This window comes from Nocardia noduli (assembly GCF_019038455.1).
GTDB lineage: Bacteria > Actinomycetota > Actinomycetes > Mycobacteriales > Mycobacteriaceae > Nocardia > Nocardia noduli.
This window is the reverse complement of sequence record NZ_JAFMPL010000006.1, coordinates 97,646-118,078: the sequence shown is the minus strand read 5'-3', so window position 1 is coordinate 118,078 and position 20,433 is coordinate 97,646. Positions and strand designations below refer to the sequence as shown.

Below are 20,433 nucleotides of genomic sequence, written 5' to 3'. Positions count from 1 at the left end.
TCACCCGTGCCGTGCGAGGGATTTCGGGGCCGCGGCGGTCACACTGGGCGCACAGGCCGGAGTCTTCGTCGACGGGTGGAGAGTGGGACCGCATGAGTAGTGGAGTCGCGAACGGGCTACGACACGACGACCATCGGGGCGACGCACCGGGTGCTCGGACAGCTCCTGACCCGGCCGCGCACCGCGGGATGGTGTGGATCGACGGCGGTACCTTCACCATGGGCTCGGACAGCCACTATCCCGAGGAAGCGCCGACGCACCGGGTGTCGGTCGGTGGATTCTGGATCGATCCGCGACCGGTGACGAATGCCGAATTCGCCCGGTTCGTCTCCCGCACGCGCTACCGCACCGTCGCCGAGCGGACGCCCAGCGCCGCCGACTATCCCGACGCCGATCCCGACCAACTGGTCGCGGGCTCCTCGGTATTCGTCAAGCCGGACCGGCCGGTGCGGATGGACCTTCCGTACCAGTGGTGGCACTGGGTCCCCGGCGCGGATTGGCGGCATCCGCAGGGGCCTGGCACCTCCGTCCGCAAGCGGCCCGACCACCCCGTGGTCCACATCGCCTGGGACGACGTCGTGGCCTACGCCGAGTGGGCGGGTAAGGAGGTGCCGACCGAGGCCGAATGGGAGTACGCGTGCCGAGGCGGACTCGACGGCGCGGAGTTCGCGTGGGGCGACGAATTCACACCGGGGAACACGCTGATGGCCAATACCTGGCACGGCGAATTCCCGCACCACAACACGCGCGTGGACCGATTCGAGGGCACATCGCCGGTGGGTTCCTTCCCACCCAACGGCTACGGCCTGGTGGATATGGTCGGCAACGTGTGGGAGTGGACCCATGACTGGTACACCGCCCACCAGGGGCAAGCGCACGCCTGCTGTGTCGCCGTCGATCCCAGGGGCGGCACCGAAGCCGACAGCGTCGACCGGGCACAGGCCGACCGGGCACAGCCGCGGATCGGCCGCCGCGTCATCAAGGGCGGCTCACATCTGTGCGCCCCGAACTATTGCAGGCGGTACCGGCCCGCCGCCCGGATGGCCCAGGCCGTCGAGACCTCGACGTCGCACCTGGGCTTCCGGTTGATCATCCGGCCCTGAGCGGGCCGGTCCTACGCCGTCAGAGACCGCCGAATCCGGCCAGCGGGCTGGTGTCGCACGCGCGATCGGGCGCGACCATCACCGCGGTCGCCCGCGACGGCGCGGGCAGGCCGAGCGCCACCGACTTGCTGCGGCGCTTACCGGTGCGCGAATGGTCCTTGTCGGGCTGGGGCCGGTTGGCGCCCGCGCCGACCAGTGCCAGTTCGGCATTGCCGCGCACGCATTCCGGATCGGGACCGTCCAGCGGCAGGCCGGTGAAGAATTTCGCCGCCATGCAGCCGCCACGGCAGGAATCGAACGCCGAGCACGAGGTGCAGCCGCCACCCGTCTGCGGTTCACGCAGACGGGTGAACAGTTCCGAACCGCGCCACACCGTTTCGAACCCGCCCTTGTCTCGGACATTGCCCGCGAGGAACTCGTCGTGGATGGCGAACGGGCAGGCGTACACATCGCCGACGGGATCGATGAGGCAGACCACGCGACCGGCGCCGCACAGGTTCAGGCCGGGCAGCGGGGTGGAGCCGAGCGCGTTGAGGTGGAAGAACGAATCACCGGTCAGCACCTTCTCGCCGTTGGCGATCAGCCAGTTGTAGATGACCAGCTGCTGGTCGGCGGTGGGATGCAGATCCTGCCAGACGTCGGCACCGCGACCGGAGGGCCGCAGCCGGGTGATACGCAGTTGCGCGCCGAAACGGTCGGCGATGGCCTTGAACTCGTCGAGCTGACCGACATTCTGGCGGGTCATCACCACCGAGATCTTGAATCCGGTCTTGCCCGCCGCCGCGAGATTCTCCATGGCCTTCCACGCGGTGGCGAACGAGCCCGCGCCGCGCACGGCGTCGTTGACCTCGGCGGTCGCGCCGTCGAGTGAGATCTGCACGTCGACGTAGTCACTGGCGGCGAGCTGTTCGGCCCGCTCCGGGGTGATGCGCACGCCGTTGGTGGAGAATTTGACGCCGACACCGTGGTCGACCGCGTAGTCGAGCAGTTCCCAGAAGTCCTGGCGCACCGTCGGTTCGCCGCCGCCGATATTGACGTAGAACACCTGCATGCGCTGGAGCTCGTCGATCACGGCCTTGCATTCTTCGGTGCTCAGCTCGCGCGGGTCCCTACGGCCCGACGAGGACAGGCAGTGCGTGCACGCCAGGTTGCAGGCGTAGGTCAACTCCCAGGTCAGACAGATGGGGGCGTCGAGGCCGTATTCGAAATGATCGACAAGTTTCATGATGTTCCCGTCCGCTTCAGGAGGCTGTGCGAAGCGCGATCGTGCCCGACTCGCACAGTCCGGCGAGAGCGTGTAGATACCGGTCGTGGTCGGCGGCGGGGACATCCACCGCGACGAGGGTGCTCGCGGCGTCGGGATGGTTCTCCAGCTCACGGACCACATTCACCAGCAGGGGTGTCTTCAGAAAGGAAAGCCGTCGGGTCGCGTAGTCGTAGACCAGCGCGCCGAAAGGTTCTGGCCGCAACGACACCGACCCCGCCAAGGTGTAGGGCAGGGCCGGGTCGAATGGTGCGGCGGAGTCAGTAGACACCGCACATTCCGTCGATCGAGACCTCCTCGACGAGGACGTCGGCCTCGATCAGGGTGTCGCTGGTGGCAACCGTCTCGTTGGCAGGCGCGTCGCTCATGGGTACTCCTCGGAGGCTGTAGAGATGTGACCGCCAGCATAATGGCACCCAATGACAAAATGGAAGGGGGAGTGCCCGCCCGGCATCGCGGATAGCTGTCGTCTCCATTACCGAATGGACTACAGTAGTGAGGACGGTCCGGTGTGGCGCCGTATCGCGGCTCCGGGTTCCGGCCGAGCGACGGCGGAAGAGGAGTACAGATGGATCTGGGATTCGACGGCGCGGCGACCGTGGTGGTCGGCGGCAGCCGCGGCATGGGGCTCGCCACCGCGCGCTGCCTGGCGCAGGAGGGCGCGCGGGTCGCCGTGGTCGGCCGCTCGCGCGCGGACGTGGAATCGGCGGCCGAGGAGCTGGCCCGTCTCGGCAGTCCCGACGCGGTCGGACTGGCCGCCGACGTCATGGACATCGCGCAGGTCGAGGCCGTCTTCGCGCAACTGCGCCTGCGCTGGAACGGTGAACTCAACGCGCTGATCAATACCGTCGGACCGAATGTGCAGGGCACCGTCGAGGAACTGACCGACGATCAGTGGCGCGAGGCCGTCGACCACGGCGTGCTCTCCATCGTGCACTGCGTCAACGCCGCGCTGCCGTTGCTGCGCGGCGCCGACTGGGCCCGCATCGTCAACTTCTCGGCGCATTCGACTCAGCGACAGACGGTTTCGCTGGTGGCCTACACCGCGGCCAAGGCGATGGTCACGAGCGTGTCGAAGAATCTGTCGCTCCTGCTGGCCAAGGACGAGATCCTGGTCAACGTGGTCTCGCCCGGCACCTTCGTCACCCCGGCGCTGACCGCGTGGGCGCGCTCGGTCGGCATCGACACCGAAGACCCCTACCGCCTCATGGAGGCGATCGACACCCACTACGGCCACCCCGCGCAACTGCCGCGTGCCGGACTGCCCGAGGAGATCGGGCCGGTGGCCGCCTTCCTGGCCTCCCGCCGGAATTCCTATATGACCGGCGCGAACGTCAATGTCGACGGCGGCTCGGATTTCCTCTGACCGATGACGGGATTCGGCGCGCACCGCCGAATCCCGTTGCCGTGTCAGGCTTTCGCGGTGTCGATCAGTTCGGTCAGTACCGTGAAACTGTCGTGCGCCTGAACACCCGCGACCGCCCGTTCCACTCCTACCCGCGACACATCCAGCGGCTGCATCCGCTCACCGGCCTCCGCCGTGCAGACCGCGGCCAGGAAGAATTCGGTGACCGCGGCGCGGTACAGGGTCCACACGCGCTCGGTGTCCACCTCGATACCCGCGGCGCGCAGTCGGGCCGTATACCGTTCGACCAGTTCACGTTCGATCGTCCGCAGCAGATCGGGTTCGACCGAGGCCGTCGCGAAGTACGCGAGATCGCGGATGCCCGCGCCCGCCGAGGCGATCTGCCAATCCAGGAAACCGGGAGCGGCGCCCTCGAAGAACAGATTGCCCAGATGCGGGTCGCCGTGGATCAGGGTCTGCGGCTGCGCGGCCCAGAACGCGTCGATATCACCGCTGCGTTCGTAGAACATCCGGCACTGCCGCTTGGTCTCCTCGGGGATCAGATCCGCGGTGTGTCCGGTGATCTGGGCCAGGAATTGCCTGCGGATGATGTCGCCGATGCGGATCTCGGTGGCCGAACGCCGCGACAGCGGCAGCAGATCGGCCGCGAAACGGTCGGTGCCCCAGAATCTGGCGTGCAGATCGGCCATGGCGTCGGCGACGGCCTCGGCCTCGGCACGGGTCACCGAATCGATGACGGTCCGGAATTCGGCGGTCTCGGACAGATCCTCCAGGACCAGGATGCTGCGCCGCCGGAACCCGTCGGCCTCGGCCACGTAGCAGCGCGGCACCCGCACCGGCGGGTCGTCGCCGAGCGCGCGGTAGGCCAGGATCTCCTTGGTGCCGAGCCGGAAGATGTTCATCAGCACATGCTGTAGATAGTTGCGCGGCACCATCTTCAAGAACAGGTGCGTCGGCAGGTCCGCCTCGGATTTCACGGCGATCCGCGCCCGCGACGCTGTGCCGGAGTTGTGGTCGAGCACCCGGATCGAGGTGATCGAACCCGGCGACAGTCCGAGCGCGTCGCCGAGCCAGCGTTCGTCGGCCTCGGCGACACGGATCGGAATGGTCGCCCGGAACGGCACGGCCCGGTCGACACCCGCGCGGATCGCCTCCTTCACGGCCATGCCGATCCCGAGCGCCGTCACAAGAGCTTGCGGCGTCACAGGCCACCCTTCGTCGAAAATGTCCCCGGCGTTCAGAATCTCTCGGGCAGAATAGCTTTCCTGCCGTGGGGCCGCATTCTGGGCCTCCTGCCCGGCGATCCGCTCCTCGTGGATCCGGATGAGTTCGCGGAAGCCGATTCGGCCGTATTCGGGTTTGGGTTGAACACCCCATTCGTCACGCGCCGTGGTCTGATCGGCCGCCTCCGGTTTGCCGCCGAACGGCGGACCGCCGACCGGATAGGGGTGTTCGCATTCGACGGTGTCGTCGGAATAGCGCACCTTCATGAGTTCGCTACAGATCTCGGTGAACGACAGCGTCGGCCAGCCGTACCAGAGGGCGAGGGTGGGCACGGTGAACGCGCCTTCGACGACGAGCGCGAACAGGCAGACGAATATGCCGCGCTCGAGCCATTTGTGCATTCCGGCGAAGGCCGGTGTCGTGCCGAGCGGCAACACCGTCCTTCCCGCGCGGTGCGCGCTCTACTGCGCGGGTGCGAGCACGCGGGCCGCCGCGACCACGCCGCCGTCGACGAGCAGATCCGTCCCGGTGACGAAACTCGCCTGCGGATCGAGCAGGAACGCCGTCGCCGCGGCGATATCGTCCGGGGTGCCGAGGCGGCCGGTAGCCGACATCCGCACCATGGCGCGCATGTGCTCGCCGGTAGCCCCGTCGAGTTCCTGCTGACCCATCGGCGTGGAGATGACGCCGGGGCTGATCGAGTTGACACGGGCGCCGCGTTCGCCCCACGCCCCCGCCGCGGCCTGGACCCGAAGGACATTGGCGTGTTTGGCGAGTGCGTAGGCCACGGTCGGATGGCTCAGTTCGTCGGAGGACAGGAAGGGCAGCGCCAGCAGTCGCGCGGCCGGGGTGGTCGCCAGCGCGCGGTCGTGCTCGGCGAAATGCGCGCCCGACATATGCGCCGCCATGCTCGCGACGACCACCCCGGCCCCGCCGGGAGCGATCACCCGGGCGAATTCGTCGAGTACGTAGGCGACGCCGGCGAGATCCACCCGCAGGATCCGCTCGGCCGTGGCCTGCGTCGGTGAGAGTCCCGCCGTGTGGGCCAGGTGGGTGACCGGGCCGAGTGCGGCGGCGGCGTCGGCGAGGGATCGCACCGAATCCTGATCGGCCACATCGACCACGCGCGCGGTGACCAGATGTCCGGCATCGCGGAGTTGTCCGGCGACGGCCGCCAGTGCGGCCTCGTCGAAATCGGCGAGCAGTATCGAACGCCCGCTGCCGATGCGACCGGCGATGGCCCGGCCCATGCCGCCGATGCCGATGACAACCGCTACATCTCTGTCCACGGGGACTCCTATCCAGTATTACGAGACGGATCGTATCGTAATGGCAGTATGCGCGTCCCCTAAGGTTTCGAGACATGTCGGGTACGCAGCGAGGTCGGCCGCGAAGCGCGCGCGCCCACGGCGCGATTCTGGAAACCGCCCGTGACCTGCTGGGATCTGTCGGCTACGAACAGATGACGATGGAGGCGATCGCGGCGGGCGCGGGCGTCGGCAAGCAGACGGTGTACCGCTGGTGGCCTTCCAAGGCGGCGGTCGTCACCGAAGCGGTCCTGTCCGGCTACCTCGACACCAGCGGTGGCGTCCCGCCCGATACGGGCGATGCCGAAGCCGATCTGCGCGCCTGGCTGGATCGGCAATTCCGGCGGATGGACGACGCCGCCTCCGTCGCGATGGTTCGCGGGCTCGCTGCTGCCGCCGCCGACAGCGCCGCCGACGCGGAGCGACTCTACGGCGAACTGACCGGACCGAGCCGCGATCACCTGATCCGGCGGATGGCCGCGGGCGTGGAGAGGGGCCAGATCCGCGCCGACGCGGATCTGGACGCCGCGGCCGACGCGGTGATCGGCACGCTGCTCTATCGCGCGCTGGCGGGTCGCCCGCCGACCGGATACCGCAGCGCCGAGGGGCTGCTCGACCTACTTTTCGCGGGTCTGGCGAATCCGGCTTCGCGGCGAGCCCCGAACGAGGTGGCCGAAGGGTCGGGGGAGCGCGGGTAACGGCGCGGCACCGGCGTCGAATGGACACGGGTCCGGTGCCGAATTCCCGGTGGGTTCACGTACCGACCTGCGCGTGCCAGAGGCTTGCGTAAACACCGCCCGCCGAGTGCAATTCGTCGTGGCTGCCCTGTTCGGTGATACGTCCGTCCTCCAGGACGACCACGCGATCGGCGTCACGGGCGGTGTGCAGTCGGTGCGCGAACGCGATGACGGTTCTGCCCTCCAGTACCGCCGACAGCGATCGCTCGGCGTCGCGCGCGGTCGCCGGATCCAGCAGTGATGTCGCTTCGTCCAGCAGGATCACCCGGGGGTCGGCGAGCACGATTCGCGCCAGTGCCAGTTGTTGTTCGCGTGCCGCGTCGAGGACGGTGGCGCCGGGGCCGAGCACGGTGCCCATCCCGTCGGACAGGGTGTCGACCCAGTCGGCGCCGACGGTGCGCAGCGCGTCCCTCAACGCGTCGTCGTCGGCGGTCGGGGCGGCGATGGCGAGGTTCTCCCGCACGGTGCCGAGGAAGACGTGATGTTCCTGGGTGACCAGCACGATTCGGCGACGCAGCGTTTCCGGCGCCAGATCCGATACGGACACCCCGCCCACGGTCACCGCACCCGAGGACGGGCGATCGATGCCCGCCAGCAATCGCGCCAGTGTGGTCTTGCCCGATCCCGACGGTCCGACCACCGCGATCCGTTCGCCCGGTCCGACGTCGAGGTCGATATCGCGCAGGACATCGTGTCCCGGGAGGTAGGCGAAACGCACCGAGGACAGTCGCACCCGATCGTCGGCCGGGATCGGGCCGTCGGAGGTCCTCGCGGCGGGCGCGGCGGGCACGCCGACCAGGCGGGCCATCGCCGCGCCCGCGCGCTGAAGTTGTTCGGCGCGACCGACGAGAGTGTCCAGCGGGGAGCCGAGTTGCTGCACGTACAGTGCCGCCGCGACCACCGTGCCGAGCGGCACCGAATGTCCGTCGTGCAGAAAACCGCCGATGATCAGGACCACCGTCACCGGCAGGACCCCGGCGACGTCCTTCGACGAATACAGCAGTGTCCGTAGCCGCAGGGTGGTGATCTGCGCCGCGAGGTGGACCGAGGTCGTCTCGTCGCCCGCGCCGATACGCCGCGCTTCCATTCCCAGGGCGGTGACCGTCCGCGCGCCGCTCGTGCCTGCCATCAGGGTGTCGGAGATCTCGGTCCCGGCGGCGGCTTCGGCCAGATAGGCGGTTCGGGCGGTACGCAGATACCACCGGCAGACCAACAACAGCACGGGAACGCCCGCCAGTGCCCCCACCCCGAGGCGCCAGTCCAGGACGAAGACCACCGCGAGCAGGAGTACGACTCGAATACCCGCGATCAGCATTTCCGGAAGTGCCTCCCGCACCGCCACACCGACCGTTGCCACATCGGTGGTGCTACGGGTCATGAGATCGCCGCCGCCCGCCCGCTCGACGATCGCGGTCGGTAGCGCGAGCACCCGGTCGAGCAGGTCCTCCCGCAGGTACGTCAACGAACGCTCGCCGAATCGTCTGCCCGCGTCGATCGCGTACCGGGTGAACAGCATCTGCGTCAGCGCGCAGGCGAGCACCGCGGGCAGGAGCCGATTCACCGACTCGGCGTGCCCCGATCGGATGCTGTCGACGACCGTGCCGAGCAGCCACGGCGGGCCGAGTCCGGCGAAAGCCGCCGCGCCGTAGAGCAATACGACGCGCGCGGCGGTTGCCGGTTCGCGCCCGACCAGTTGCCGGACGGCCGCCCGCACCGCGCGACGGTCACCGACCGGCAGCCGGGCGATCATCGCGCCGCCTCGCATTCGATCGTGTCCCCGGCGGTCTCGCGCAGCACCAGCGCGCGATAGTCCGGCCGGTCGCCGATCAGCTCCCGATGTGTTCCGACGACGGCGGGTACGTCGTCGCGAAGGTGGACGACCATGTCGCACCGCTCGAGCACGGTGGGCGAGGTCGTCGCGATCACCGTCGTCCGTCCGCTCCGCGCGGCGTGGATACGCGCCGCGACAAGCGCTTCGGTGTGCGCGTCGACGGCCGAGGTCGGGTCGACCAGCAGCAGGACGTCGGGCTCGGCGCAGATCGCGCGGGCCAGGCGCAACCGTTGCCGTTGGCCGCCGGAGAGAGTGGTCGCCCGGTCTGGTAACACCGTGCTCAGCCCGTCGGGTAGTCCGGTCGACACGTCCTCGGCGGCGGCGACCCGCAGCGCGGCGAGGACGCGCGCATCGTCGGGTTCGGTTGCTCCGGCGATGATCTCGCGCAGAGGACCGGCGAACAGGTACGCGTCGTTGTCGACGAGCACGATATGCCGCCGCACCTCCTCCAGCCGGAACTCCCGGAGGGGAGTCGGGCCGTAGCGGGCCGCCGAATCGGTGAATCGTGCGAATCGCTCGAACACGGCGATGACGCCGGCCCGGTTCGCGGTGACGACGGCGACCATCCCGGACGCGGGCAGGCGCAGGTCCGCGACCGGGTCGTACAGCTCCCCGGATTCCTCGGGCCAGTGCCGGGTGCCGGTATCGGTGACATCGTCTCGGAGGGTGAGGACCGCGAGCAGCCTGCGCGCGGACACGGGATAGCGACCGATGTCATCGATGCCGTGCAGGATCGCGGATACCGGTACCGACAGTGTCGCCACATATCCGTACACCGCGACCATCTCGCCGAGGCCGATCTGCCCGGACGCCGCCATGCGCGCGGCCGACCAGATCACCACCGCCACGAAGACCGTCGGCAACGCGAGCGCGACCGCGCCGATCCAACTCGTCACCGCGGCGACTCGATATCCCTCCTCGCGCAACGTCGCCGACCTCGTTCGATACCGGTCGGCGAACACCTCCTTGCCGCCGATACCGCACAGCACACGCAGACCCGTGACGATATCGCCGACCATGGCGGTCGACTCGCCCTGCTGCGCGCGGTAGCTGTCTTCGGTCCGTCGCAGGCGTCCGAGCAGCGGTTTCATCACGACCATCAGCACCGGCACGCCCAGCATTACGATGACCGCCAGGGTGGGGGAGATGCTGAGGAGCGCGACCGCGACCGCGCAGTAGCCGAGGATTCCGGCCGCGCCGGGGCCGACGATCATGATCGTGCGGGTGATCTGTTCGACGTCGGTGCTGCCGATCACGACGATCTCGCCCGCGCCGATCCTGCGGTGCAGCGTGGGGCCGAGCCGGGTCACCGCGCGGGTCAGCACCCGAACGGTCCGCAGGTAGGCGTCGGCGCACGCGAGTGTCATCGCCCGGTACTGGAGTACCGACACGACAGCCAGCAGAGCACCCGTGCCGAGCAGGGCTCCGGCGAACCCGATGACGGCGGCGCGGTCGCGGTCTCGCACACCGTCGATCGCGCGTGCGAGCAATTGCGGCGGCACCGTCAGCAGCACCATGTACGCACAGGCCAGCGCCGCGCCCACCAGGACACGTCGCCATTGGCAGGTGACCAGCCACCACAGGTAGCGCCAGTGTCCCCCGGTGTCGGGGTGGCCGGGGTCATCACGGTTGTCGCGCATACCTGTTCGATACCGCAGACCCGTTCCACCTCGGGCCACCGAGGTGTCGAAACTTCCTAGGCGACCAGGTCGTCGGACTCGAACGGGGCGAAGAACGCGCCCATGCCGTGGCCGTACAGGGTGTCGCCGAGGGCGACGAAATCGAAGGAACGGTCCGGGCGCAGCGGGATTCGGCCGATCCCGGCGAGTGATTCGTGGGTGCCTTCCGGCATCAGCGTCGAGCGGACCTGTGCGAGAACGGAATCGTCCGCCTCCCGCTCCTCGAGTACCGCGATCATCAGGTGCAGGCACAACTGTTGGGCGGGGGTCGCGGGTCGCGGACGTTTGGCTGCCGACAGTTTCGCGGTCAGGGTGTCGAAGGTCTGGGCGATGTAATAGAGGAACACCGGGCGCGGACTGTGCAGGGTTTCGTGGCGGACCCGGCGGGCCAGCATCTCGCCCGCGTCGATCAGGGTTTCGACGGTGTGCGGGCTGAGTCCGGTGATGGGCGCGGTGCGATCCCGCTTCTTCGACGTGGCCACGGCGACCTCCTGAATACAGAGCGGTGTCTACGAATCATACTGCCGAACCGGATGATTCGGGTCGAATCGGCGGTTCGCGGGGTTGCGGCCGAGAGTCCGTCGCGGCGTCGGCGAGCGTGTCGCTCCGCCGCCACCTGTCCGCCGTGCCCGGGCCGCGTCGTCCCGCCCGATGGTCCGCGCACAGCCCGATCGGACGTTTGTTGTGCGATTAACTGTAACACCTACTGTATAGTTGCCCAAGAAGGTGACCGGCGGGACGGCCGCCGGATCGGGACCCCCGAGATGGGCGATCCGGTGCGGTCCTCGAGTGCCCGCGGTGTAGGAGCGAACAGACAGAAGGTCGGGGTAGCGCGGTGTCGAATCACGGAGGCGGGCGGCGGATGCCGGTGTCGCATCTCGGTACCCCTGTCGCCGAGGCGCATTCGTCGCCGCCGGGCGCTGGCGGGCGTCACGTGCCACGTCGGTCGTCGGCGCGGACCGCTCGATCACCGTGCCCCCGGTCGCGTCCCGGCCCCGCGATGAAGTCCCGTGGTGTCGCCCCGCGCAGTGGCAGTGATCGGGGTGATATCGGCTCGGTCGGCCGGTTCGGCAGGTCTTAAAAATAGGCTCGATACTATTTAATCTCGTGTGGCGAATATTCGTCGCACCTGATGCGAAATACTCGTCCACAGTCGGACGGGTTATTCGGCATTTCCGCAGGAAGTGACCGGAATCGGAATCGGATAATTTGTGGATCGACTATTGACGCGACCGTGCGGACACCATCACACTCGGTGCAGCGAATTCGCGGATCATCCCTACTCGAATGGAGACGTTCAGACCATGACGAACCGTTTCCGCGCCGCGGCACCCGAAGGTGTCCTGTCCGCGAAATCCGAGGGACCGACGCCCGCGAAGATGTCGGCGAGCCGTGAAATCCTCGCCTGGTTCCGTGGCTATCTGGAACGGCATCCGGCCGTGGCGCTCGAAACTGTCGGCGGTCAATTCCTGCTCGGCGTGCGCACCGTGCAGTATCTGCTGATCGATATCGCGACCGGGCGGCTCCCGTTCCGGGAATGTGTTCAGCAGGCCGCGTTCATGGCCTCGGCGGCGGTCCTTCCGACGATATTCGTCGCATTGCCGATCGGCGTCACGCTGTCCATTCAATTCGGATTGCTGGCCGGACAGGTCGGCGCGACGTCGCTGGCGGGCGCGGCCAGCGGGCTCGCCGTGATCCGGCAGGGCGCGCCGATGGTCGCGGCGCTGCTGATGGCGGCCGCGGTCGGCTCGGCCATCTGCGCCGATCTGGGCTCCCGCAAGATCCGCGAGGAGCTCGACGCGATGGAGATCATGGGATTGTCGGTGATCCGGCGCCTGGTCGTCCCCCGTTTCGCGGCCGCGATCCTGATCGGGGTATCCCTCACCGGAGTCGTGTGCTTCGTCGGATTCGTCGCGGGCTACGCGTTCAACGTCTTCGCCCAGGGCGGTGCGCCCGGCAGTTTCGTGGTGACCTTCGCGTCCTTCGCCACGGTCGGCGACATGGTGCTGACGTTGATCAAGGCCGTGGTCTACGGCGCCATCGTCGCCGTGGTCGCCTGCCACAAGGGTCTCACCACCAAGGGCGGTCCGGCCGGTGTCGCGAATTCGGTGAATTCCACCGTCGTCTCCTCGATCCTTTTGCTGATGATCGTCAACGTGCTGTTCACCCAGTTGTTCATGATGCTGTTTCCCAGACAGGGTTTGTAATGGCTGCGACATATTATCCGCCGGGCACCCGTCTGCTCCTCGGATATTCACGATCCATCGGCACCGCATTCATGCGGCTGGGCCATATGATCACCTTTTTCTTCCGCGCCGCCGCAGCGATTCCGGTGATGTTGCGGCACTATCGGACAGAATTCATGAGAACGCTGTCGGATATCGCTTGGGGAAATGGCTCGATCGTCGTCGGCGGCGGTACCGCCGGCGTCATCATCGTGCTCGGCGCGGCGGGTGGCGCGATCGTCGGACTCGAGGGGTACAACGCGCTGCATCTGCTCGGAATGGAACCCGCTATCGGATTGGTCGCGTCCACCGCGTCGACCCGGGAATTGGCCCCGATCATGGCATCGCTGGCTTTCGCTGCGCAGGCGGGATGCCGATTCACCGCGCAATTGGGCGCGATGGGTATCGCCGAGGAGATCGACGCGATGGAGTCGATGGCCATTCGGTCCATTCCCTATCTGGTCAGCACCAAACTGCTGGCCTCGGTGGTCGCCATCGTGCCGCTGTATCTGGTCTGTCTCGCGGTCAACTATCTCGCCGTGGAATTCGTGGTCGCGGCCTCCGGCGGGCTGTCCGTCGGCACGTATCACCACTATTTCCAACTCGTGCTCAACGGGCCCGACATCGTCTACTCGCTGCTCAAGGCCGTGGTCTTCGTGATCCTGACGACCACCATCCAGTGCTACTACGGCTTCTACGCCGCGGGCGGACCGCAGGGTGTCGGAATCGCGGCGGGGCGTGCCATGCGCGCCGCGATCTCGGTCATGATCGTCGTCAATCTGCTGCTCACCATTGCCCTCTGGGGTATCGGGGCCAGCGCGCGGCTGGGAGGGTGAGCCGATGTCGGTGCTGTTCGACAAGGACGGGCGCGGACCGTCCGGGCGCGCGCTGCTGCTGCGCGGAGCGATCTTCGCCGTGGTCATCGCCGTCGGTCTCGGGTTGGTGTTCATGAAATCGACCGGAACCTTCGAATCGAAGGCGCAGATCGTCGCCCTGCTCGACGAGGTGGGTGACGGACTGCCGCCCGATTCGGACGTGAAATTCCGCGGCGTGCTCGTCGGCACCGTCGCCGAGGTGGTTCCCGCCGTCCACGGTGGCACGAGTCACGTTCGCCTGCAACTGGATCCGGGATCGTTGCCGAGTATCCCGAGCTCGGTCACCGCGCGCGTGGTGCCGAGCAATATCTTCGCGGTGTCCTCGGTGCAGCTGGTCGACAACGGGCCGGGGCCGGGGTTGCGCTCGGGCGCCGAGATCGCCCAGGACCAGAGTCTGTCGACCGTGCAGTTGCAGACCGCGCTGACCAAGCTGCGCGATATCGTGGCCGCCACCGCCAGGATCGGGACCAGTGACACCGTCGGCGTGCTCGCCGCGGTGGCCAAGGCGACCGACCGGCGTGGCGCGGATCTCGTGCGCGCCGGCGCCCAACTCGACCGCATCACCAGGGAACTCGGCGCGCAGATCGCGCCGTCGGGTCAACCGTCCGCCATGTCGGCGCTGACCGAGTCCGTCCAGGGCTTGGCCACCGCCGCACCGGATCTGCTCGATGTCCTGCACCACGCCGTGATCCCCATGCGGACCGTGGTGGAGCGCGAGGGTGAACTACTCGACCTGCTGACCGCGGGTACCGCCACCCTGTCCACGGTCGGGACGGGAATGGACCACCACGTCGACGAATTCGTCACCGCGACCGATCAACTGACCCCGGTCCTGGACGTATTCTCGGCGGGCAGTTCGAGTTTCGGGCCGATCGTCGGTCGCATCAAGAAGTTGTCCGATGTCTGGTTCGCCGAATTCTGGAACGAGGAATCGCAGAACGGAACCGGCAAATTCCAGATCCGCATGACGCCCGACACCCCGTACACCCGCGCGGACTGCCCTCGCTACGGGGATCTCGTGGGCGCGAGCTGCGTGACCGCCCCCACCGAGGCCACGGTGGCGCCGCTACCCGCGGTACTCGACCCGCGCTCGATGCCACGACCGGTACTCGGTCCCGAACTGCTCGATCTCATCGGCCGGGTGCTGGCCGGTGAGGCCGATGCCGCCGAGGCCGTGCTGGCCCCGCTGCTCACCGTCGGAACGCCGGAAACAGGAGGTGCCCCCCGATGAACTACCGCCGGTCGGCGATCGGACTGAGTCTTTTCCTCGTCGTCGCCTTCGCCCTCATCTGGATGACCTTCGTGACGTTGCACCGCGGTGTCGACGGTTCGACCCGGTCGTATTCGGCGATCTTCACCGATGTGACCGGGCTGCGCGTCGGTGACGACGTGCGGATGGCCGGGGTCAGGGTGGGGCGCGTCGACACCATCGAACTCGACGGAATTCGCGCCAGGGTCGGCTTCCGGGTCCAGGAACGCCAGAAGCTCTACGGCGACACCAAGGCCGCGATCACCTATCAGAACGTGATCGGTCAGCGCTACCTCGGACTGTCCCGCGGCGACTTCGGGCAGCCGGGGGAACTGCCGGGCGGCGCGCAACTCCCGGTGGAGCACACCGAACCGTCCTTCGATCTGTCCGCGCTGCTCAACGGTTTCGAGCCGTTGTTCGGCGGACTCGACCCGCACCAGGTCGACAATCTGACCGCCGCGCTGGTCACAGCGCTTCAGGGCGACGCGGGTTCGCTGACCGTGCTGATCGAGCAGATGTCGACGCTGGCGCAGTCGCTGGCCGGACCCGATCAGATACTCGGGTCGGTCATCACCAATCTCAACCAGGTGGTCCAGAGCATCGCGGTGCGGCGCGGCGATCTCGGCACGCTGATCACCAGCACGCGGTCGATCGTGGAGGGTCTGGCCCGTCACCGGGAGGAATTCCTCACCACCCTCACCGACACCTCGGTGGTGGCGGGGCGGATGGCGACGATCGTCGAACAGGACCGTCCGGCCCTGGATCGGATGCTCAGCAGGGAACCGGGTTTCACCCGGCATTTCGAGGAGAACAAGGATCAGTTCGCCTACCTCGGATTCAACCTGCCCGCGCTGCTCAAAGGTATGGCCAGGATCAGCCAGGAGGGCGCCAACATGAATGTCTACCTGTGCAATCTCAACTTCACCGCCGTGCCCGCCCTGTCGGACCTGATACCAGCCATCATCAGAATGGCGACGCCGTCCGGAACCGTCGAACAATCGCCGATGTGCAGGTGAGTGCCATGTCGACACCGTCCTCTCGTTCCGGCCGCATGCTCGCGGCACTGCGGCAACCGCTCGAATCACGGAATTCGCGCATGCTCGGACTGGTCGCGCTGATCGTGCTCATCGGCGTACTCGCGGCCACGGTGGGATTCAGTTCGATCGGCATCGGCGAACGCGGTTACGACGCCGAATTCGCGCAGGCGGCCGGTCTGCGCGTCGGCGACGGGGTCACCGTCGCGGGAGTGCGGGTCGGGGCGGTCACCGGGCAGGAATTGACCGGAGACCGGGTACTGGTCACCTTCCGCGTCGACAACGACGTACACCTGGGAGCCGAGACCACCGCCGCCATCAAACTGACCACCCTGCTCGGCGCGCGCTACCTCGAACTGCTGCCCGCGGGCGGCGGCGAGGTCGCCGATCGCCGAATCCGGCTCTCGCACACCGCCGTTCCCTACGATCTCCAGGCGGCGCTGGAGAATGCCACCACCACCTTCGAGCAGATCGACGCGAAACAGATCGGCACCTCGCTCGACGCGCTGGCCACCCAACTCGACGGCGTGCCCGCCGTGCTCCCCGGTGTGCTGACCAATATCCGCGCGCTGGCGAATATCCTCGGCAGCCGCCGCGACGAACTCGGCTCGCTGCTTTCGGGGGTGCGCGAGCTGACCTCGGTCGTGAACAGTCAGAAGGGGGACGTGGCGACCATCGTCGCGGTGGGTCGTGATCTGTTGCGCGACATCACTTCCCGGCGCGGGGCCATCGAACTGCTGATGTCGGCGACGACGCGACTGGTCGAACAGATCAGGCAGATCGTCGTCGACGACCGCCCGAAAGTCGACGAGTTGCTCGACGGGCTCAACGACCTGCTCGGCAGTCTCGCCCGACACGACGACCTGCTGCGCAACACCCTGGAGATCCTGCCCGTCGCGGTCCGCAATCTCGCCAACTCCGCCGGCAACGGCAATTCCGTCGATTTCGACGCGCCGGGCGGCGTGCTGGTCGATTCGTGGATGTGCGCGATCAGCGGGCGGGCCGATCAGGCGAACCTGCCGCCGTATTTCGGAGACTGCGAATGAGAACAATGACCATGGTGCTGCGCGCGGCCGTCACGGTCGCGGTGTGCGCGGTCGTCGGCTGCGCGGGCGGTCCGCTGACCTCGGGCGGTGACGACATCACCGTCGTCGCCCGATTCGACAATGCCGCGGGACTCTACGTCGGCAACGCGGTGGCGGTACTCGGCATGCCGGTGGGCGAGGTGACCGAGATCGCCCCGAGGGGAACCCATGTCGAGGTGACGATGCGCATCGAAGGAAAGGTGAAGATTCCCGCCGACGCGACCGCGGTGACACTGTCGACCTCGGTCCTCACCGACCGCCACGTGGAGTTCACCCCCGTCTACCGGGGCGGTGAGGTGATGCGCGACGGCGCCCGGCTGGCACCGGACAAGACCCGCACGCCCGTCGGCGTCGACCGGCTGATCTCGATGGCCGACCGGATGTCGGACGGACTGGAAGGCGAGCAGACCGGCGACGGCCCGATCGCGCGACTGCTCGCGGTCGCCACCTCGGCCACCTCCGGCAACGGCGACGAATTGCGCGCGACCATGGACGAAGTGGCGCGCGCGCTACGCCTGGGTGAGGACGCGGGCGCCCAGACCAGGGACACGGTCACCCAGATCGTCGACGAACTGTCGGCGCTGGTGGCGGCGGCCGCCGCCAACGACGGGCTCATCCGCGATTTCGGCGCTGCCTCGGTGCAATTGGGCGATACGCTCACCCAGCTCGACATCGGCGCCGGCACGACCGGCGCGCAGATCAACGCCCTGATGCGCCAGGCCGACGACCTGCTCACCGCGAACCGCGAGGCGCTGCGTACCACCGTCGCCGACACGAATACGGTCATGCGGACGCTGGCCGACTACCGCGATCAGCTCGCCGAATTCCTCGATGTGACACCGCTGCTCATGGCCAACGGCTACAACGCGGTGGATCAGCCCAACGGCGGTGTCCGTATCCACGCGCTGCTGGAACGGGTCTTCTTCGACGGGCAGATGATGAAGGAAGTGTGCAATATCCTCGGCCTGCGCCAATTGGGTTGCAGTACCGGTACTTTGCAGGACTTCGGCCCGGATTTCGGGATCACCGACATGCTGGAAGCGATGACGAGGCTGCCCGGATGAGACGACGATATCCACTGCTGGGATTCACCTTCGGCCTCGTGGTGACCACTTCCGGATGCGGAATGGGACTCGGGGATCTGCCGCTGACCACGCCCGGCGTCGGCGGTGACAGCTACACGATCCACGCGAGTTTCGCCAACGCGCTGAACCTGCCGACGAAGGCGAAAGTCCGGCTCGCGGGCGCCGATGTCGGGGAAGTCTCCGACATGTCGGTGTCGGACTACACCGCGTCGGTGACCATGCGCATCCAGGAGGGCGTCACGCTGCCGATCGGCACCGCGGCCGAATTGCGCACCGCGACACCGCTCGGCGATGTCTACGTCGCGCTCGACGCACCCGCGGACGCCTCGCCCGCCACCGCGGCGATGCGCGACGGCGACACCATCCCGATCCGATCCACCTCGGCGGCGGCGACCGTGGAGGAACTGTTGACGACGGCTTCGCTACTGGTCAACGGCGGCGCGATCAGGAACCTGACCTCGGTCGTCAACGGACTCGGGCGTTCGGTGGGGGATCGGGGCGATCACCTCGGCGCGCTGCTCGACCAGTCCACGGCCATGGTCGGTTCGCTGGCCGCCCGTTCCGAGGACATCCGTGTCGCGCTGGCCGAAACCAACAGGCTGGTCGCCGAATTGGCCGCCCAGCGCGGTGTGATCGACGAATTCGTCGGTGCGGCGGGCCCGGCGCTCGGCACCGTCGACGGGAGTTCCCAGCAGGCCCTCGCCCTGGTGCGACAGGTGGAGAACCTCAGTACCCAGCTCGCGAAATTCCCGGTGGTGCGGGGCGGCGAGACCGGCGGCCTGATCGCGAATCTCGACGAACTGGCCGCGCAGTTGAACAACGCCGCGACCAGTCCCGACGCCAGCCTCGCCGCGATGAACGCGATGCTGCCCACCATCCTGAAACTGACCAGTGGCACCTCGGCGCACGGCAATGTCGACCTCGCCGACTTCGCGGTGGGCGCGCTGCCCGATATCAACCACACCGCGGATCCTGGCAATCGCCTTCCGGACGCGAGCGATTGGCAGGCGCTGGTCGGCACGCTGACCTACACCCTGCTGAAATTGCGTGATCGCGTATTCGGAGCGGGCCGATGAGCGGCGGATTCGGCGGATTCGCCGCGACGGTGGCCGACGCTCCCGCCCGGATCGTGGTCGGCGCGGTCCGGGGCGGACGGCCCTACCGGCTGGCGCTGTCGGCGGTGGCGCTGGGAGTCACGGCGGTCATCGGCGCGACATATCTCGTGTTCGGGGCACTCGGCGTCGATCCGACGGCCGCCACCTACACCGTGCGCGTGCAATTGGAACAGTCCGGCGGACTGCTCGCCGGTCAGGACGTGACATTGCGCGGGGTGCCGATCGGTGAGGTGAGATCGGTCGATTTCACACCGAGGGGCGTGGTCGCCGTCGCGACCATCGACGCCGAGGTGCGGGTGCCCGCCGACGGCACCGTCGACGTCACGAGTCTGTCGACGGCGGGGGAGCAGTACCTCGATTTCCGTCCCGCCCGCGACGACGGTCCGTTCCTGGTGGACGGCGCGGAGATCGCCCTCGACCGGACATCGGCGCCGGTGCCGCTGTGGCAGATGCTCGGTAAACTGGATTCCACACTGGCACAAGTCGATCCGGCGCAACTGGCGGCGGTGGTCGACGAACTCGGTGTCGGCCCGGACGGTCCGCGCAAACTCGCCGACATCATCGACGGCGGCATCTTCCTGGTGTCGACATTGGACTCGGTGCTCCCGCAGACGGTCGCCCTGCTGCGCGACAGCAAGACGGTGCTGGCCACCCTGGGTGACGGTTCGGCGGGCCTGACGACGTTCTCCCGTGACGCCGCCGAATTCATGCGCGGCGTCGAGGCGAAGACGGGCGGTTTCGTGGATCTGCTCGGCGCCGCGCCCGGCACCCTCGGCGCGCTGGACGCGGTGCTGTCGGACAATTCCGCCGAGGTCGTCGGATTGCTGACGAATCTGTCCACGGTCGCGCGGCTGACGAATTCGCGCGTTCCGGCGTTGCGGGAATTCTTCTTCCCGACCATGCGGGGCGGGTCCACCTTGGACGCGCTGGTCACGGTGATGCACGACGGCGGCCTGTGGGGACTGGTCAATCTGTATCCGCGGGCCACCTGCCAGTACGAACTGCCGCGTCGGGCGCCCGCGATCGCCGACTATCCGGAGCCGTACCTGTACACGTTCTGCCCGGACGACGACCCGTCCATCCTCGTGCGTGGCGCGCGCAACGCGCCGCGACCGCCGGGCGAGCAGATTCCGAACGGACCACCGCCGGGCGAACCCGCCGACCGGACCGCCTCGCCCACCCCGCTCGGCCCGTTGTCCATTCCCCTCCCGCTGCCACCGACCCGATAGATACGCCCCGCACGACCGCGCAATC

Annotated in this window: 19 protein-coding genes and 1 pseudogene; 11 read left to right on the top strand and 9 right to left on the bottom strand. The window is 67.9% G+C overall.

Translation table 11 applies throughout. The annotated features are described in order from the left end of the window. The first annotated feature begins 92 nt into the window (after positions 1-92). Complete coding sequence (locus tag JZ792_RS06540) at positions 93-1,103, top strand: formylglycine-generating enzyme family protein (protein WP_498044238.1); 1,011 nt, start codon at positions 93-95, stop codon at positions 1,101-1,103. A 19-nt stretch (positions 1,104-1,122) separates the two neighbouring features. Here JZ792_RS06540 and mftC read toward each other — a convergent pair whose 3' ends face one another. Genes mftC through mftA form a run of 3 tightly spaced genes read right to left on the bottom strand, consistent with a single transcriptional unit; the run spans position 1,123 to position 2,735 of the window. Further along, on the bottom strand, positions 1,123-2,328 hold the full coding sequence (gene mftC, locus JZ792_RS06535; protein ID WP_216907858.1) for a mycofactocin radical SAM maturase: 1,206 nt from the start codon (positions 2,326-2,328) through the stop codon (positions 1,123-1,125). Positions 2,329-2,344: 16 nt separating this feature from the next. Beyond that, on the bottom strand, positions 2,345-2,638 hold the full coding sequence (mftB, locus tag JZ792_RS06530; protein WP_216907856.1) for a mycofactocin biosynthesis chaperone MftB: 294 nt from the start codon (positions 2,636-2,638) through the stop codon (positions 2,345-2,347). After that, a complete protein-coding gene (gene mftA / locus JZ792_RS06525; RefSeq protein ID WP_216907854.1) occupies positions 2,628-2,735 on the bottom strand; it encodes a mycofactocin precursor MftA in 108 nt (35 codons plus the stop codon). Before mftA ends, mftB begins: the two co-directional genes overlap by 11 nt. Before the next feature lie 200 nt (positions 2,736-2,935). Between mftA and JZ792_RS06520 the strand changes: the two genes are divergently transcribed. Continuing rightward, complete coding sequence (locus JZ792_RS06520) at positions 2,936-3,733, top strand: SDR family NAD(P)-dependent oxidoreductase (RefSeq protein WP_216907852.1); 798 nt, start codon at positions 2,936-2,938, stop codon at positions 3,731-3,733. 44 nt (positions 3,734-3,777) lie between these two features. On the opposite strand, the gene JZ792_RS06515 is transcribed toward JZ792_RS06520, so the two are convergent. The 3 genes and pseudogenes from JZ792_RS06515 to JZ792_RS06505 all read right to left on the bottom strand — a co-directional run bounded on the left by JZ792_RS06515 (position 3,778) and on the right by JZ792_RS06505 (position 6,246). Next, a complete protein-coding gene (locus tag JZ792_RS06515; protein WP_254189417.1) occupies positions 3,778-4,635 on the bottom strand; it encodes a phosphotransferase family protein in 858 nt (285 codons plus the stop codon). A gap of 381 nt (positions 4,636-5,016) precedes the next feature. Further along, positions 5,017-5,358: pseudogene (locus tag JZ792_RS06510) on the bottom strand (hypothetical protein); the annotation flags it as partial. Between the two features lie 60 nt (positions 5,359-5,418). After that, positions 5,419-6,246 carry an SDR family oxidoreductase gene (locus tag JZ792_RS06505; RefSeq protein WP_216907850.1) on the bottom strand — a complete coding sequence of 276 codons (828 nt, stop codon included), beginning with the start codon at positions 6,244-6,246 and terminating at the stop codon, positions 5,419-5,421. A 74-nt stretch (positions 6,247-6,320) separates the two neighbouring features. Between JZ792_RS06505 and JZ792_RS06500 the strand changes: the two genes are divergently transcribed. Continuing rightward, positions 6,321-6,962, top strand: a complete 642-nt coding sequence (locus tag JZ792_RS06500; RefSeq protein WP_216907848.1) for a TetR/AcrR family transcriptional regulator — start codon at positions 6,321-6,323, stop codon at positions 6,960-6,962. Between the two features lie 55 nt (positions 6,963-7,017). On the opposite strand, the gene JZ792_RS06495 is transcribed toward JZ792_RS06500, so the two are convergent. Genes JZ792_RS06495 through JZ792_RS06485 form a run of 3 tightly spaced genes read right to left on the bottom strand, consistent with a single transcriptional unit; the run spans position 7,018 to position 10,993 of the window. Next, positions 7,018-8,751, bottom strand: coding sequence for an ABC transporter ATP-binding protein (locus tag JZ792_RS06495; RefSeq protein ID WP_216907846.1), 1,734 nt, complete (start codon positions 8,749-8,751; stop codon positions 7,018-7,020). Beyond that, positions 8,748-10,472 carry an ABC transporter transmembrane domain-containing protein gene (locus JZ792_RS06490; RefSeq protein WP_216907844.1) on the bottom strand — a complete coding sequence of 575 codons (1,725 nt, stop codon included), beginning with the start codon at positions 10,470-10,472 and terminating at the stop codon, positions 8,748-8,750. The genes JZ792_RS06495 and JZ792_RS06490 overlap by 4 nt, the downstream gene beginning before the upstream one ends. 56 nt (positions 10,473-10,528) lie before the next feature. After that, positions 10,529-10,993, bottom strand: a complete 465-nt coding sequence (locus JZ792_RS06485) for a hypothetical protein (RefSeq protein ID WP_216907842.1) — start codon at positions 10,991-10,993, stop codon at positions 10,529-10,531. A gap of 897 nt (positions 10,994-11,890) precedes the next feature. On the opposite strand from JZ792_RS06485, the gene JZ792_RS06480 reads away from it, so the two are divergent. The 8 genes from JZ792_RS06480 to JZ792_RS06445 are packed head-to-tail and all read left to right on the top strand — an operon-like array spanning position 11,891 to position 20,408. After that, positions 11,891-12,718: an MlaE family ABC transporter permease gene (locus JZ792_RS06480; protein WP_109530820.1), complete on the top strand. Its 828-nt coding sequence runs from the start codon at positions 11,891-11,893 to the stop codon at positions 12,716-12,718. After that, positions 12,718-13,572, top strand: coding sequence for an ABC transporter permease (locus JZ792_RS06475; RefSeq protein ID WP_216907839.1), 855 nt, complete (start codon positions 12,718-12,720; stop codon positions 13,570-13,572). Before JZ792_RS06480 ends, JZ792_RS06475 begins: the two co-directional genes overlap by 1 nt. A gap of 4 nt (positions 13,573-13,576) precedes the next feature. Then, the gene (locus JZ792_RS06470) at positions 13,577-14,842 is read left to right on the top strand and encodes an MlaD family protein (RefSeq protein ID WP_216907837.1); all 1,266 of its coding nucleotides are present in this window, start codon (positions 13,577-13,579) and stop codon (positions 14,840-14,842) included. Then, positions 14,839-15,876 (top strand): MlaD family protein, encoded by a 1,038-nt coding sequence (locus JZ792_RS06465; RefSeq protein ID WP_109530715.1) that lies wholly within the window; start codon positions 14,839-14,841, stop codon positions 15,874-15,876. Before JZ792_RS06470 ends, JZ792_RS06465 begins: the two co-directional genes overlap by 4 nt. A 5-nt stretch (positions 15,877-15,881) precedes the next feature. Continuing rightward, on the top strand, positions 15,882-16,940 hold the full coding sequence (locus JZ792_RS06460) for an MCE family protein (protein WP_254189394.1): 1,059 nt from the start codon (positions 15,882-15,884) through the stop codon (positions 16,938-16,940). Then, positions 16,937-18,043 carry an MCE family protein gene (locus JZ792_RS06455; RefSeq protein WP_216907835.1) on the top strand — a complete coding sequence of 369 codons (1,107 nt, stop codon included), beginning with the start codon at positions 16,937-16,939 and terminating at the stop codon, positions 18,041-18,043. Before JZ792_RS06460 ends, JZ792_RS06455 begins: the two co-directional genes overlap by 4 nt. After that, positions 18,040-19,140: an MlaD family protein gene (locus tag JZ792_RS06450; protein WP_216907833.1), complete on the top strand. Its 1,101-nt coding sequence runs from the start codon at positions 18,040-18,042 to the stop codon at positions 19,138-19,140. Before JZ792_RS06455 ends, JZ792_RS06450 begins: the two co-directional genes overlap by 4 nt. Beyond that, entirely contained in the window at positions 19,137-20,408 is a 1,272-nt protein-coding gene (locus JZ792_RS06445) for an MlaD family protein (protein WP_216907831.1), read from the top strand. Before JZ792_RS06450 ends, JZ792_RS06445 begins: the two co-directional genes overlap by 4 nt. Positions 20,409-20,433: the final 25 nt, after the last annotated feature.